The sequence below is a fragment of the Pseudooceanicola sp. NS-SX9 genome (genome assembly GCF_057380705.1).
Map to the genome: position 1 here is coordinate 99,097 of NZ_JBXXRN010000007.1, position 13,721 is coordinate 112,817.

The following is a 13,721-nucleotide window of genomic DNA, read 5'->3' on the forward strand; positions in this document are numbered from 1 at the left end:
TGGGGATCGGCAAGGCGGGGCGGTTTATGCATGATATTGTGGACGAAAGCGCCGCAAGAGACTAGTGTTCTGACATGACATACCAGCGGCGTTGTTGCAGAAAGGCGGCCTGAGACGTGAGTGCCCCTTTCCCGTTCAGGCTCAGGCCACGCGAACAACCTCGGCGGTGCCGAGCGCGTTGAAGCGATTGATAAGAGCGACGCGGATGTGGATTTCGGCGGTTTGGCGATCGGGGTCCCTTGCAGCGATGCGCTCGCCGAAGGACTTGATGCAGCGCATCTTGGCCTCCACGCGGCTGCGAGCGTGGTATCCGGTCCACCGTTTCCAGAACGCCCGGCCGTAGTGACGTGTGGCGCGCAGGGTTTCGTTGCGCGCCTTGGCAGCCGGGCAGTCCTCTTTCCAAGCCCGACCGTTCCTTCGGATCGGTATGATTGCCGAGCCGCCGCGTGCGATGATGGCGCTGTGACATCGGCGGGTATCGTAGGCGCCATCCGCAGTCACGGTGCCGATGTCCTCGTCCTCGGGGGTCTGGCCCAACAGGTCTGGCAGGATGGGGCTGTCGCCTTCCCGGCTGGGGGTGAACTCAACGGCCCGGATATCCGAAGTGGTAGTGTCCATTGCCAGATGCACCTTGCGCCATTGGCGACGACCCTGAACACCATGCTTGCGGGCCTGCCATTCGCCGTCGCCAAGAAACTTGATGCCGGTGCTGTCCACCAGCAGATTCAGCGGCCCGTCGGCACGACGATAGGGGATCTGCACCTTGAGGGTCTTCTGCCTACGGCACAGCGTCGAGTAGTCGGGAATGGGCCAGTCCAGTCCTGCGAGCCGCAGGAGGCTCGCGACCATCCCGGCTGTCTGTCTGAGCGGCAGTTTGAACAGCACCTTGATCGACAGGCAGAACTGGATCGCGGCATCCGAGAAAACTGGCGGGCGCCCTGGGCGTCCCTCATGCGGCGCGTGCCAGGCCATCTCCTTGTTCAGCCAGATCAGCAGTGACCCGCGCTTCCTGAGCGCATCGTTGTAGGTAGACCAGTTTGTCGTGTGGTAGCGGGCGGGCTTGGGCTTGCTCATGCAGCGCGTCTAACCGCATGGATTCCCGATGTGAATCCTTCACCGGCTGAGTTCTGCAACAACGCCCATACCAGCCCGCCACCGTACCGAACGACCTGAGCAACCTGCCCCGGTTGCCCGGCTGGCGCACCGCAATGCGTGCGGAAACACTTGAAACTGTGGCCTTTCGGTCCGGGGCGGCGCTGACGGTACTCGATCAGCTGGTCAGCGATCCCAAGTTTGGCGTGCCGGTAAAGCTGCTTGCCAATCGGCTGGCGCTTGACGCGGCGACGGCGACTTCCAAGCTGGAAGGCCGCCTCGCGCGGGAGGTGGATATCCGCGACGCTTGGCACCTGACACCGCCCGGCGAGGCGCGGGGGCCCGATGGTGATCTATTGGCCTTCTGGCGTGATGCCGTTCGCCTTCGCGCAAGCGGAACTGGTGAAATCGCGAAACTGGTAGGTGCAGACTTCGCGGGGGAGGTAGGCGTCTGGCTGGCCGCAGGCCAAGAGCGTGCCCGGACCCGTGGACCGTTGGCAGGCTGCATTGCGGTCATGGTCACGCCAAAATCGGGGCCCTTGGCCGCGGATCTCTTGGCGCGGAATTTCATGAGAGACTGCTGACGGTCCGTGTCTACGGCCAAGACACGACAACTCTTCCTATCGTTAGCCGCGTTCTTCTGTGCCAGGGAGCCGAGGATGCTCAAGACTGTTGTCGTTTTTCCGACGCCACCTTTGGTCGAATAGACGGAAATCATCATGGCGATTTCTCCGAGGGGGGGAAAGGAAGCTTCGCAGAGCCATTATCGGTCTGCGTGAGTGCCGACTGCACCGTCGCATTTAACTGGCGAATTGACAACTCTGTTTCCGTCCGCGTTGTCCACGTTGTCCGCGCTGTCCACGTTGTCGCGGCAGAGGCCCGAGGGATCTCCGCGTCTTCGGTCCTGCGCCAGGTCGGCCTGACCTACTATCCGAAGATCGGAGGTAAGGCCGGCCTGCTGACCGTCCTCCATGCGCTTTTGGGCGACGATGCGACCGCAGAGCTGGCCCGCTGCACGGGGATGTCGGAGCGTTCGGTGATCCACGCGATCTGTCATCAGGGTGCGCGGTATGAGCCGCATTTCCGTGTCCTGGCGGTGGCCCTTACCGCGATCGAGCGCTCCGGTGCGAAGGTCGGCCTGCACATGATCGACGGGACGGTACATGCGGCTCTCGATCAGGCGATGGCAGCCTGAAGGGCATGACGATGGCCGACGCTACGGGACAGACCTCCTACGACAAGTTCTTCCTCGTGCGCGTTGGCTTTTTCGTCACGCTCGTGCTGCTGTGCAACCTGATTTTCGCGACGCTGGCCTACACCTTCTTCTGGCAGCGGCCTCTCTACGAAGCCCTGGAGAAGGAGCGAGCCGGGTTCGATACCACCTTCAATTCCCGGGTACACAACCTCATGCGCTTCACCGGCGACAGCCTCTACGACACGCTGCTCGTCCACAGCCATATCGAAAGTTTCGCCTACACCAAGCTCCGCAATCCCGACGCATCCGACTATGCCGGGGCCGAGGTCGCCAAGCTGGAGGTCACCGGGCGGATCCTGGACAACTTTTTCGACTACTGCCTGCTGCTCGCTTATCGGGCAGGTTTCCTCATGATTTCCATGACCTATGTCGGCTGTCTTTTGGTGGCGGTCTCTATCCACGGCGTGATCGACCGGCAGAGGAAGCGCTATGCCTTCGGAGACACCCCGATGATCGCGAACCTCTGGGCCCGGGCGACGCTGACCTATGCCGTGCCGATCTGCTTCATCCTGTGGACCTTGCCCTTTGCGATGAACCCGATCCTGCTGATCGGCAGCCTGGTTGCTTGCGTGGTTGGCTACGCGACCTTCGCCTTCAGCCTTCCGAAGATCGCTTGACGCCGGTCTGAGCGGGACCACGGATCTATAACTGGCTTATACATTTTGGATAGGAAATTTTAAAAAGGCTAATTCGCCAGTTAATACTTGCGCGACCTCAGATTTTTGGTAGACCTCTCAGGTGAGGACAGTTGAATTTCTTCTGCCGGCCATTTAGCGCCTAGGGGTACTAATCGGATTCGCCGGGGAAACCATGCTGACCACGACCACGAGATTGATTTACGAGCAAAGCAGCACGGAGACATTCATCGCGCACGTCATTCGCGTGCCGACTGAAAGCCCGCGTTCACACCGCTACTTCATTGGGGTGTCGAAGGCATCAGGGGAGCCGGTCGGACTGGTGACGATCCAGAGCGGGGACTCGCTCAGGAAGTGGAAGAGGCTGATGGCCGTCGAGGAATACCTGAGCGTTTTGAGTGAGCGCCTTGCATCCCTCATGGTCATTCCGACACCCAACCCTGCCCCCCAAGTCGTTGAAATGCTGCTCCAGCAGTACAATCTGGACGCAGCCCACCCCAACGCTCCTCTGGAAAGCGACCGAATGTTCCTTCTGGCTGCTCTGCGCAAGCGGAGCGACAAAGGACATGGAAAATCATCGGATTCCCCAAACCCTTGATGCCCCCCCGCTGGCGTTGATCTTCAACGCCAGCCAGCTCTTCTCCTTCGTCGGGTTCGCAGCTGTTGGCGTGGTGGTCAACCATCCCTTCTATGCCGCGATCCTCGGCATCCTCTTCGGGTCGTTCATCAACAAGTGGAACGACAAGAAGGCCGACGGTTTCCTCCGTCACAAGCTCTACTTCTTCGGCATTCCGATCCTGTCTGGCCGCCGCCATCCCAACGGCGTCGAACGGGAGTTCCGCCCGTGAAGCGCCCCAAGGTCGAAAAGACGTTCCGGCAGGTCCGCGCAGACAACGTGCTGCTGAAGATGGGGCTGGGCTCTGCCGTCCTCGCCGCCTCAGTCTTTGCGATGATCGCGATGACCCGCGACGAAACGGTGATCCTGGCGCCGCCCTTCCAGGACGAAAACATCACCTTCACCAACGGCCGGGCCAACCGGGAGTATTACGAGGCCTGGGCCTGGTCGATCTCGATGCTGGCCGGCAACCTGACCCCTGGCAACGCGGCTTTCGTGCGTGGCCAGCTCCAGCGGATCTCAACGCCTGCCCTCTATGGCAAGCTCATGAACGTGATCGAGATCGAGCTGGAGAACATCGTCCGCGACAATGCGGTCGTGACCTTCTCGCCCCGCGAGCTGGTCTATGACCCGGAGCTGGAGCGCTTCTTCGTGGTCGGGCGTCAACAGATCGGTGGCCCCGGCGTGCGCAATGCGATCGAGAAGATCGTCACCTACGAGATGGGCTTCACCATGGAGCGCCACCGCGTCTACCTGGCCGACTACGCGATCTACGAAGGCCGCCCGATGACGGCCAAGGTTCGCGACAGCGAGTTGAGCCAGATGGAACAGCGCGAGGCCGCGGCGGCCAAGTCGACGGAGGTCACGCAATGATCCGGCAGATCCTTGTCGCCGGTGTAGCGGCCTCTCTTCTGTCCTCCACCGCCCTGAGCGCGCAGGAGCGGATGCGCTCTCCAGGCTATACCGGGCGCGAGGCTGTCGAAGTTTGCTATGCCTGGGAAACCGGGTTCGAGTTCACCCGTTGCGAGCGTCTGCCGATCCCCGGCCAGACTGGCGCGATGGGGCAGACCTACACCCTTGCGGATGGTTCCAAGCGCACGCTGACCCAGGACCCTCGGGTAAAGGCCGGCGACATCGTGGCCGCAGCAGCGGACGCCGCAACGCCGGGGTCCTCCCTGAATGAGGTGGTTGAGGCGGACCCCAATGCCCGGGCCTCCGCCAGCTGCGAGATCGGCGCCGCGGCCCGCAATCGTCAGCAGGGCGAAGGCACGTCGCCTGCGGGCGAGCCGGCGCCTGTTGCAAGCGGCCCGGCGCAAGGCGCCCTCGGCACCGCGCCGGTTTCTGCAGCAGTGCCCAGCCAGCCCGAGCCCCAGCCCGAGAAGGAGCTGGAGGACGACTTCGTGCTCCCGAATGTGGTGCCCACGACCCCGGGTCGCTCCGAGATCCTGCCGATGGCGACAGGCCATCTGAACCGGATCGAGACACCATTCAGTGACCCGATGGTGCGGACCTCCGCAACCGCCGATGCGCTCAATGTCGAGTTCGACCAGCAGTTCATCTACGTGTCCGTCACCCAGCCGGTGACCCTCTTCATCCATCAGAAGGGCTACCCGGATCCGGCCATCGTCGTGAGCCTGGTGCCCAAGCGCATCGCGCCGCGTCAGGTCAAAGTGACCCTGCCGAGCGAAACGATGAAGCAGGTTCAGGCCCATGCGGCTGCCGTGAAGGCCGCTGCCGCCAAGGCTGCCCCCGCCTCTGCGCCCTCCAGCGCGCCCAAGCCCAACAGCGCCGGCGTGCGCCGGGTCTCCGCGCCGAAATCCGTCGGGACCATCCCCGAATACGTGCAGATGTTCGCACAGGGCAGGGTCCCCCGTGGCTTCAGCCAGGTCGGTCTCAGCGGCTACAGCATGGACATGTTCTGCAAGAGCATTCACGGGGTCACCTACACCCTGCGCCAGGGCGCCGCTGTCGTCTCGCCCGAGTACGTGATCGTGCGCGGCATGGTCGAAGCGGACCGGCAGGTTGAGCTCGATGAGCGCAGCTGTGCCCAATACCCCGGCACGCTTGCGGTTGCCTATTCCCGGCCTCTGAGCTGCAGATTGTCGGGAGGGTGGTATGGGCGTTCTGAGGCCGGTTCTGGCGGCTGCCTCCGCTCTCCTGCTCTTGCCGCCCGTGGCAGGGCAGGCGCAGACCTACGCGCTTCGGGGCGCGGATTTGCTGCCGCGCCAAAACTACGATTTCGATCTGCCCACCGCCGAATCCCTGACGAAGCCGCCGGGCTATGGCGACTTCCTGGGTATGGCCGAGGAAATCCGGCGCTCCTCCACCTCCATCGTCATGAAGGACCTGCGCGAGCGCGGGGTCGAGATGGGCGGTTTGCCGGAGGGGGTCTCGGCCGCAGATGCGCTGGCCCGCGCCCCGGGGCTGACTGAGCTGCCTGCTGGCTTCCGCGCCACCATCCTGATCAGCACCGCGATGGGGGAGGGGGCAATCGTCGACCTTCTGAACCGTTACCGGCTGCGCAAGGATGTGCGTTTCGTTTTCCGGGGCGTGCCGGAGGGCATGTCGGTGCCCGAGTTCGCCCTGTGGATCCGCCGGCTGGTCGCTCCCAATGACGAGCGCATCGAGGACCTGAACATCAACCTCGATCCGGATCTCTTCACGCTGGCAGGGGCCGAGCTGGCGCCGACCATGATCCTGGAGGACCTGAACGCGCCGGACCCGGATCTGGCAGTGGGCAAGGATCTGGGTGCGATCGTCGCCCGGGCCGTCGGCTGGACGGATCCGCAGTGGCTCTACGACCAGTACAAGGCAGGGCGCAGCGAGATTGCCGGGGGCAATGCCGTTGTGGTCTCGGAGGAGGATCTCCGCGTGCGGGCCGAGCGGGAGGCCACGCGGGCGGCCGCACGTCTGACCCGCGACCCGGAGGTGCTCAAGCAGCGCTACTGGTCCCGGCTGGCCAAGGGCCTGGCGCGCAGTCCGGTGACCCCGGCCAGCGTCGAAAGGGAAAGGAAGCTCGTGTTCGTCTTCCAGGCGAAGGAAGCGATCAAGGATGCTGACGGCAAGGTCCTGGCCTTTCCCGGCGAAATCTTCCAGCCCCGGCAGGTTCTGCCCTTCGACCGCCGGATCTTCGTCTTTGATCCGGACGTGACGGGGCAGGGCACTTCGGCGACAGCCGCGCGGATGCGGCAAAGGCGAAGGCGAGTGATGCTCTGAAGGAACAGGCGGCCCTGTCCGCGAATATTCCGTTGATCCGCGTGCCGCCCGAGGCGACCGTAACGGACATTCGAGAGACCCTGCGCGAGATCCTGAAGCCAGAACGATCCGCGAGCAGCACCGCCAGCGAAGCGCCGAGGAGCAGGGTAAAATCACGAAGGAGAGAACGATGAAGATCAAGCACGCGGCCCTGTCCCCGCCAACCAGGGCCAGGATCGAGACCGACTTGGAGGCGGAGAAAGTCAGGTCGATGCCGGGCCGGTGCTGGCGGTCCCCGTCCACGAAGCGCCCCAGCTCCTGTCCCTCCTTCCACGCGCCCTTGTCATCTTTCTCGGTCGGAGGAGCATGGCCGTTGAGCATGTCCGAGAACGTCTGGTCGTCTACACGCCCTGCAAATTCGTCCTGACCCTTTTCGACCAGCTCCTCCGCCGCCTTGCCGAACCAGGCCGCCGCAGCTTCGGCTTCGGGGGAGCCGGCGATGTAGTAGCCCTCGGCCTTATAGTAGCCGCTGGCCGCCGCGCCGGTGGACACGTTGCTGGCGGACATCATAGCAGCGTCCCCTTCTCATCCATCAGGCTCTCAAGCGGATCCTGCGGAGAGGCAGTCGGCGCCTTTTCCGGAGCATCGCCGGGCGGCGGGGGCGCCGGGCGGCGTTCGGCCTCTGCCGGAGGAGAAGCGCCGGACGGCCCTTCCTCGGGCCGGAGGGGGACCACGTTGCGGGGCGCATGCCCACTTTCCGCCCAACGGCGGACGGCCTGATAGGTTGGCGGAACGGCCTTTCTTCCGCCTCGGTCTCTGGCCGTCCGATGCCCCATCATGGACGACAGGTCAGGGGTCACCCGGTAGATCGGCTTGTCTTCCCCGGCCACCCGCTGCCGGTAATAGTGATCCCAGAGCACTTCGGGCGCGGCCGCGTCCAGGGGGCTTTCCATGCGCCCCGAGTTGGGATTGTAGGTTGGCACCAGCCCGTCGGCGCGCCACTTCTCGAAGGCGGCCAGCTGGTCGGCGGGGGCCCAGTTCTGGAACAGGCGGCTGCGTTCCTGCTGCACCTGATTAGCAAGCCCGGGCGCGAAGTGTGCGGCGCGCGAGTCTTGCGGGGCAGGGGAGGGCAGCGTGGTCCTGGGGTTCATCCCGTCTAGGTCGAAGCCCCCGCCATGGTACTTCACGAACTTCTCGGCCCGAGGCGCGATCTGTACGGGGGCGAATGTAACCTGTGCGGTGGGCGCGTCGTAGGCGAAGCGGATGTAGGCCTCGAATTGCGGCAGAGCCTGGATCTCCGAGGCGGTCACGATGGGGCGCTCGACCCTCTGGGTCACGAAGCTCACGCCGTCCCGGCTTTCGTGGGCCCCGAAGGACAGGTTTTCCCGCTGTTCCAGAATGTCCTCGAAGCCGAGGCTTTCCGAGAAGAGCCTGGCCGTGCGGGCATCCGGCGTGTTGAACACGATCCGGTTGTTGAGCGTGCCGGCGATGCTCTGCGCTCCCTTCTCGCCGTAGATATCCTCCAGCTGTGAGAAGACCTGATACCCGAGGACGAAGGCGCCGCCGAATTGCCGGATTTCGGCCAGCTTGCCGATGAGGAAGGGCAGGCGGTTCAGGGTCGGCACTTCGTCCAGGAAGAACCACAGCGAGGGGTCTCGTTTTTCCGCGCAAGTCATGGGCGCCCCGAAGCCATGCGCGCTCGACGCCCGAGTGACCGCGGAACGAGACGAAAAGCGCCGGCCACCAGAAAAGGGCCACGCAGCCGGCGCTCGACAACGTCTGGAGCACGCCTGGGGCGACCCAACAGCCCCCGCCGACCGCACGATCCGGCTAATCAGGCGGGATCGGTGAATAGGCCGGGCTCAAGGGTTTCGTATGGCCGACCGGTAATTACGGCCGCACCCGCCCGGAAGCGGATGCGGCATGAGTTGTCGCGTGATGCGCGGGCCACTTAGCCGCGGCGTTTGCGGCGGCTCGCAACCCCAGTCCCCGCAAGGATCAAGAGCACCATGACGATGAGCGGCCCCCAGAAGACCCACGCACCCAGGCGGGCGAGGAGCGGCACCGGGCCACCTGCACGCAGGGTGGCAACAGTGTCGGGGCTGGCGGCCGCCTGCGGATTGCCGAAGGTATTGGCGACATAGGTGACCACGGCCGAGACCTGCGCATCGGTCATATCCCGCGCGAAGCCCGGCATATAGGTCGACTTCCCGTCCCATTTTCGGCTCACGCCATCCAGCACTGTCATGACCAGATTGTTGGGCGTCGCAGCTCCTACCGCCGAAGAGCCCTTGAGCGATGGGTAATAGCCGTCTTCGCTACCCTGACCGCCAAGTTCGTGGCAGCTCGAGCAGGCCGCGTCATAGAGCAGCGCGCCGTTGGTCTCGTCCTTGAAATCGCTGCGGCTCGCATCATCCGCCTTGAAGGCGGGGCGGGCGGCATCCGCCTCGGCCAGCGTCTTGGCGGCGGAACCCGATACCGAGCCATAGGGCTCTTTGGTGCCATCGCCATAGGTGAAGGCGGCCTTTTGCGGCGCGGGGCCCACAGCATCGGGCTTGGCGGGCACCTGCTTGAGATAGGCCGCGATCGAATGGGCGTCCTCATCGGTCAGGTATTGCAGGCTGTGCTCGACGGCTTCCGCCATGCTGCCAGCCGCGATCCCTTTTCCGGCAGCCTGACCGGTCTTGAGGAAGTCCGCGATCTCGTCTTCCGACCACTGGCCGAGCCCGCTGACCGGATCGGAGGTCAGGTTGGGCGCCACCCAGCCGCGCAGGTCGGCACCGGCCAGATAGTTGCCGGCCTCGCTTGCCATGAAGACGTTGCGCGGGGTGTGGCAGGACGAACAATGGCCCAGAACATCGGTCAGATAGCGCCCGCGGGCGATCTCGGGGGATTCGTCCTTATGCGGTGTGAAGGGCTCGCCGCGTGCAAACAGCAGGTTCCAGCCCGTCATCAGCCAGCGCTGGTCGAAGGGGAATTCGAGCTTGGTGACCGGCGCATCGGCAGGGGTGTCCACCGGTTTCACCTTCTGGGTGAAATAGGCATAGAGCGCGGCCATATCCTCGTCGGTGATGCCCGCATAGGCATCATAGGGCATGGCCGGATAGAGATGTTTGCCCGACGGCGTCACCCCGTGGCGCACGGCCTTGGCGAATTGCGCCTCGGTCCAGCCCCCGATGCCATCGTCCGAGGGGGTGATGTTGGTCGACCAGATCGTGCCCATGGGGCTGTCGACCGCGTAGCCGCCAGCAAACGGCGCGCCACCTGTCGCGGTATGACAGGCGGTGCAGTCGGCGGCGCGGGCGACATATTCGCCGCGGGTCGCCAGATCGTCTTGTGCCGCCGCCGTAAGGGGGGCGGCGACGAGAAGCACCGGAAGGAGGGGAAGGATACGCATGATCACAGCTCTTTGCGGATGATCGCGGCGCTGCGCAGGGAAAGCGCGCAGCCGGTCATCGTGGGGTTGTTGGCAGCCGAGGCGGGCATGACGCCGGTCGTCGCAAGGAACAGGTTCTCGTGGTCGTGGGTCCGACATTCACCGTTCACGACGGAATCCGCCGGGTTTTCGCCCATGATCACGGTCCCCATCGGGTGATCGCGGTTTTCGTATTCGGTGATGTTCTTATGGAAGATTTCGGCACCCAGCAGTTCCTGGAAGCGGTCGAAATCCTGCTTGACCACTTCCATACCGGCCAGGGCGTAATCGCCCGGCTTGTAGTAGGTGGTCATCGTCGGCAGGCCGAAGTAATCCTTGTTGGTCGTGCTCAGGCCGACATGGTTCGCCGGATCCGGCAGCATTTCCACGTTGGACGAGAACCCGATGATCCGCGCCGACCAATCCTCGATCTTCCGGTCGAGTTCGGGGCCGATCACCCCTTGTTCAAGGAGCTTTGAGGTGATGCCGTAATTGGCGGTATAGTTCCCGATCTCGTAGCGGATACAGGCGTGATCGCGGCGGAACGCCCCGTCGCGACGGCTCATGATATCGCCCTGCTGAACCGGACCGCGGCCCATCCAGAGCGGTTCATCGGCTAGAAGCTGGAGGCCAAAGGCGTTGTGGTCCATCAGGTTGCGCCCGACCATCCCCGAGGAGTTGGCCACATCCGACAACAGCAGCAGGCGCGGAGTTTCAAGCGCATGGGCCGCGATCATGACATAGCGCGCGGTAAGGCGGATGCTTTCCTTTTGCGGCGTATAATAATGGACGGCGGCGATCTTCTTGCCGTCAGGCGTCTTCTCAAGCTTGTAGACGACGGCATTCTCGATCAGCTTCGCGCCGGCGCGCTCGGCTTTGATCGAGCTGTCATTGCCCGAGTACTGCGAACCGATCGGGCAGATGGGCGAGCAGTTGTTGTTGCCCACACAGGCGGGGCGCCCGTCATAGGGGTCTGTGGCGCGGCCATTGGGCTGATAGGTGAAGTTATAGCCGCCCTCTGCCACACGCTCTGCCAGCCGTTTGGACGAATAGCCCATGGCCTGCTTCTTGATCGGGAAGGGGGCCGAGCGCGGCGGATAGGAGGCGCCGCCATGGCCGGAATAATCGGCCTCGTCATCGCCCGACACGCCCATCTCGATCTCGGCCTTCATGTAGTAGGGTTCGAGATCATCATAGGAAATCGGCCAGTCGCGGCCGTGGCCATAGGTCGATTGCAGCTTGAAGTCGTTGGGAAGGTTGCGCCAGCAGGCCCCGCCCCAGTGCCAAGTGGTGCCCCCGACGAGGCGAAGCATGCCTGGGCGATAGTCGACCGGACCCTGCGACTCGATATAGCCCTCGGTGTAGGACGTCGGGGCCCAGGGTTCGTTCGGATAGGGAATGTTGCGGTTGCCGCCATTCGAATAGACATTGGCATTCGAGCGGAACGTCTCGAGGATCTTCCAGCGGGGGACGCGGGGGCCTGCCTCGAGGAGGATGACGGATTTGCCGTTGCTGGCGAAGTCATGGGCGGCGAGCGCCCCCATGGCGCCTGCACCTACGACGATCACGTCTGCATCGTAATCTTGGGTGGACATATAAGGGAACCTTACCAGGGGAAATCAGCGCGGGGTCACGCCATGGGGCGGCTTGGCCCAATGGCCGGGGCCGGCGCGCGAATAGGTGGGGATAACGGTGACATCGGCGGTCGGCGCCCACATCAAGGCGTCTGCGTAGGTGACGAAGCTCGAGGCGGTTTCCGAGAAGTTATCGACGGTGCCGACGCGCCCCAGATACCATGCGCTGACGATCGCCACGGCCGTTTCCTTGAGAGAGGCATCGCGCAGGACTGTCGCCTCGGGAAGCTGCGCGAACTGGTCGATACCGGCCTGCGACAGGGCCGTCTCCAGAGCGGTGAAGCGATCTGCAAAGCCGTCATGACGTTGAGAGAGAGCGGACCAGGCGCGCGATGCGATCTCATCACGGATCTCGGCATGGCCTGTCAGCAGGCGCGAGATGGCCATGAAACTTTCCGGCACATCACCGGCCGGCGCCACCTGTGCCAGTGCGCTGTCAGCCAGGCCGCCGGCCAGCCACGCCGCAGGCCATGCAGCGGCAAGGCCACCCACAAAGCGCCTTCGGTCTATGGATCGGGGGAGTGTATCGGTCGGTTTCACGTTGTCTCCACGAAATGACGTTATGTGAGCGCTCTCATTTTTTATGACAGAAAACCTCAACTATTTGATTGCTAGAAGATTCTCAATGAGAGCGCTCTCTTTATGGTACGAATACGGGGGTGCGGCAAGTTGCGTCTTGACGAAACATCAAAACAAGGGCTGCAAGAAGGGGCTCGCTTTGTAGAGTTTCCGCAGGAACAGTCGCAGCGACCGGGGCCCGTCGCGGCAGTGGGGCATGCATTTCCTGTGATCTATCTTCCGGCCTGACGGCCGATTGGCTATGACTTGAATGTGAAAAAGAACCTGCCCTCGATCACTCTTGATGACGTCGCGACTGCGGCCGGCCTGTCGCGTGCGCAGGTCAGTCGCGCCCTGCGCGGAGATCCGGGTGTGCGCGACGAGACCCGGCGTGAGGTACGCAAGATTGCAAGCCGGATGGGCTATGTGCCCAATCTGGCTGCACGGTCTCTGGCCTCTAACAGCCAAGCCAATATTGGCATTCTGATCGGCGAGCCCCAGAACCCGTTTCAGCTCAAACTCGCAAATGCCTTGGATGCCGCTCTGGCGGAGGCGGGGCTTGATGCGACGATCTCACTGCGCGGTCAGAGCGATCAGTCGGCCGAACGTGAGACAGAGCGGATGAGAGGAATGCGCGTGGCGGGACTGATCCTCGTCGCCGTGCCGCGTGCGGCTGATGTGGTGCACCGTATCGCGCAGCAAATTCCTTCCGTCTTCATCGGGGAGCGGATCGTGGGAAAAAGGCTCTCATCGATTTGGCCCGACAACACGCAAGGTATCCGCGCGGTCGTCGAACATCTGGTCACTCTGGGGCACAAGCGCATCGCCTTTATCGGCGGCCGCGACAATCCGAGTGCAGAAGGGCGGCTGGCCAGCTATCTGACGACGATCGGCGAGGCGGGCCTTGTCCCTATCGTTGCGCAGGGCGATCACACCTTCCGGTCCGGACGCGAAGCCACCAAGTTCCTGCTCGAGATGCAACCTGCGCCGACGGCGATCTGTGCCGGAAATGATTTTTCGGCGCTCGGTGTCATGAGCCGCCTGCACGAGTTGGGGCTACGCGTTCCTGCCGATATCTCTGTCACCGGCTTCGATGACATCGCGTTTGCGGACAGCACCCATTTCGGGCTGACGACGGTCCGACAGGATGTCGAGCGGCAGGCAGCTCTGGCTGTGACAGAGATCCAGCGATTGATCGGCGACCCGCAGTCGCGGGGGATGGGCTACGAACAACCCGTCAGCTTCCTGGTGCGCCGCACGGCCGGCCCGTGTCCATTAGACTGAGGCGCGCGACGGTAGGGGACGCACGGTTGAGGGAACA

General features: G+C 63.6%; 14 protein-coding genes and 2 pseudogenes. 9 read left to right on the forward strand and 7 right to left on the reverse strand.

Annotated features, from left to right (window positions below; translation table 11 throughout):
• Positions 1 to 141: 141 nt before the first annotated feature.
• On the reverse strand, positions 142 to 1,074 hold the full coding sequence (locus AC2ITM_RS23590) for an IS5 family transposase (protein ID WP_486470812.1): 933 nt from the start codon (positions 1,072 to 1,074) through the stop codon (positions 142 to 144).
• A gap of 95 nt (positions 1,075 to 1,169) precedes the next feature.
• Here AC2ITM_RS23590 and AC2ITM_RS23595 point away from each other — a divergent pair, with 95 nt between their 5' ends.
• Positions 1,170 to 1,676, forward strand: coding sequence for a DUF1403 family protein (locus tag AC2ITM_RS23595; protein ID WP_486470824.1), 507 nt, complete (start codon positions 1,170 to 1,172; stop codon positions 1,674 to 1,676).
• Positions 1,677 to 1,717: 41 nt separating this feature from the next.
• Here the strand turns inward: AC2ITM_RS23595 and AC2ITM_RS23600 are convergent.
• Positions 1,718 to 1,813 (reverse strand): annotated as a pseudogene (locus AC2ITM_RS23600) (ParA family protein); the annotation flags it as partial.
• 54 nt (positions 1,814 to 1,867) lie between these two features.
• Here AC2ITM_RS23600 and AC2ITM_RS23605 point away from each other — a divergent pair.
• From AC2ITM_RS23605 to AC2ITM_RS23635, 7 genes are all read left to right on the forward strand, one after another.
• Positions 1,868 to 2,287: a hypothetical protein gene (locus tag AC2ITM_RS23605; RefSeq protein WP_486470813.1), complete on the forward strand. Its 420-nt coding sequence runs from the start codon at positions 1,868 to 1,870 to the stop codon at positions 2,285 to 2,287.
• Positions 2,288 to 2,298: 11 nt separating this feature from the next.
• Entirely contained in the window at positions 2,299 to 2,964 is a 666-nt protein-coding gene (locus AC2ITM_RS23610) for an IncC plasmid conjugative DNA transfer DtrJ family protein (RefSeq protein ID WP_486470814.1), read from the forward strand.
• Positions 2,965 to 3,157: 193 nt separating this feature from the next.
• Positions 3,158 to 3,580 carry a hypothetical protein gene (locus AC2ITM_RS23615; RefSeq protein ID WP_486470815.1) on the forward strand — a complete coding sequence of 141 codons (423 nt, stop codon included), beginning with the start codon at positions 3,158 to 3,160 and terminating at the stop codon, positions 3,578 to 3,580.
• Positions 3,549 to 3,830 carry a type IV conjugative transfer system protein TraL gene (locus AC2ITM_RS23620; RefSeq protein ID WP_486470816.1) on the forward strand — a complete coding sequence of 94 codons (282 nt, stop codon included), beginning with the start codon at positions 3,549 to 3,551 and terminating at the stop codon, positions 3,828 to 3,830. Before AC2ITM_RS23615 ends, AC2ITM_RS23620 begins: the two co-directional genes overlap by 32 nt.
• Complete coding sequence (locus tag AC2ITM_RS23625) at positions 3,827 to 4,471, forward strand: TraE/TraK family type IV conjugative transfer system protein (RefSeq protein ID WP_486470817.1); 645 nt, start codon at positions 3,827 to 3,829, stop codon at positions 4,469 to 4,471. The genes AC2ITM_RS23620 and AC2ITM_RS23625 overlap by 4 nt, the downstream gene beginning before the upstream one ends.
• Complete coding sequence (locus AC2ITM_RS23630) at positions 4,468 to 6,030, forward strand: hypothetical protein (RefSeq protein ID WP_486470818.1); 1,563 nt, start codon at positions 4,468 to 4,470, stop codon at positions 6,028 to 6,030. Before AC2ITM_RS23625 ends, AC2ITM_RS23630 begins: the two co-directional genes overlap by 4 nt.
• The gene (locus tag AC2ITM_RS23635; RefSeq protein ID WP_486470825.1) at positions 5,966 to 6,814 is read left to right on the forward strand and encodes a TrbC family F-type conjugative pilus assembly protein; all 849 of its coding nucleotides are present in this window, start codon (positions 5,966 to 5,968) and stop codon (positions 6,812 to 6,814) included. Before AC2ITM_RS23630 ends, AC2ITM_RS23635 begins: the two co-directional genes overlap by 65 nt.
• Before the next feature lie 198 nt (positions 6,815 to 7,012).
• Here the strand turns inward: AC2ITM_RS23635 and AC2ITM_RS23640 are convergent.
• The 5 genes and pseudogenes from AC2ITM_RS23640 to AC2ITM_RS23660 form a co-directional block, all read right to left on the reverse strand.
• Positions 7,013 to 7,363, reverse strand: a pseudogene (locus AC2ITM_RS23640) (relaxase domain-containing protein); the annotation flags it as partial.
• The gene (locus AC2ITM_RS23645; RefSeq protein ID WP_486470819.1) at positions 7,360 to 8,469 is read right to left on the reverse strand and encodes a type IV secretion system DNA-binding domain-containing protein; all 1,110 of its coding nucleotides are present in this window, start codon (positions 8,467 to 8,469) and stop codon (positions 7,360 to 7,362) included. The gene AC2ITM_RS23645 and the pseudogene AC2ITM_RS23640, both read right to left, overlap by 4 nt.
• A gap of 275 nt (positions 8,470 to 8,744) precedes the next feature.
• Positions 8,745 to 10,190 (reverse strand): c-type cytochrome, encoded by a 1,446-nt coding sequence (locus AC2ITM_RS23650; protein ID WP_486470820.1) that lies wholly within the window; start codon positions 10,188 to 10,190, stop codon positions 8,745 to 8,747.
• Positions 10,191 to 10,192: 2 nt separating this feature from the next.
• Complete coding sequence (locus tag AC2ITM_RS23655) at positions 10,193 to 11,803, reverse strand: GMC family oxidoreductase (RefSeq protein WP_486470649.1); 1,611 nt, start codon at positions 11,801 to 11,803, stop codon at positions 10,193 to 10,195.
• A gap of 24 nt (positions 11,804 to 11,827) precedes the next feature.
• Positions 11,828 to 12,382: a sugar dehydrogenase complex small subunit gene (locus AC2ITM_RS23660; protein WP_486470650.1), complete on the reverse strand. Its 555-nt coding sequence runs from the start codon at positions 12,380 to 12,382 to the stop codon at positions 11,828 to 11,830.
• A 291-nt stretch (positions 12,383 to 12,673) separates the two neighbouring features.
• Here AC2ITM_RS23660 and AC2ITM_RS23665 point away from each other — a divergent pair, with 291 nt between their 5' ends.
• Positions 12,674 to 13,684, forward strand: coding sequence for a LacI family DNA-binding transcriptional regulator (locus AC2ITM_RS23665; RefSeq protein WP_486470651.1), 1,011 nt, complete (start codon positions 12,674 to 12,676; stop codon positions 13,682 to 13,684).
• Positions 13,685 to 13,721: the final 37 nt, after the last annotated feature.

Bases quoted from the DNA above. Each gene is read 5' to 3' on its own strand.
- AC2ITM_RS23645 (WP_486470819.1), bottom strand. From the start codon at position 8,469: ATGACTTGCGCGGAAAAACGAGACCCCTCGCTGTGGTTCTTCCTGGAC.
- AC2ITM_RS23635 (WP_486470825.1), top strand. From the start codon at position 5,966: ATGGGCGGTTTGCCGGAGGGGGTCTCGGCCGCAGATGCGCTGGCCCGC.
- AC2ITM_RS23650 (WP_486470820.1), bottom strand. From the start codon at position 10,190: ATGCGTATCCTTCCCCTCCTTCCGGTGCTTCTCGTCGCCGCCCCCCTT.
- AC2ITM_RS23590 (WP_486470812.1), bottom strand. From the start codon at position 1,074: ATGAGCAAGCCCAAGCCCGCCCGCTACCACACGACAAACTGGTCTACC.
- AC2ITM_RS23615 (WP_486470815.1), top strand. From the start codon at position 3,158: ATGCTGACCACGACCACGAGATTGATTTACGAGCAAAGCAGCACGGAG.
- AC2ITM_RS23610 (WP_486470814.1), top strand. From the start codon at position 2,299: ATGGCCGACGCTACGGGACAGACCTCCTACGACAAGTTCTTCCTCGTG.
- AC2ITM_RS23655 (WP_486470649.1), bottom strand. From the start codon at position 11,803: ATGTCCACCCAAGATTACGATGCAGACGTGATCGTCGTAGGTGCAGGC.
- AC2ITM_RS23630 (WP_486470818.1), top strand. From the start codon at position 4,468: ATGATCCGGCAGATCCTTGTCGCCGGTGTAGCGGCCTCTCTTCTGTCC.
- AC2ITM_RS23620 (WP_486470816.1), top strand. From the start codon at position 3,549: ATGGAAAATCATCGGATTCCCCAAACCCTTGATGCCCCCCCGCTGGCG.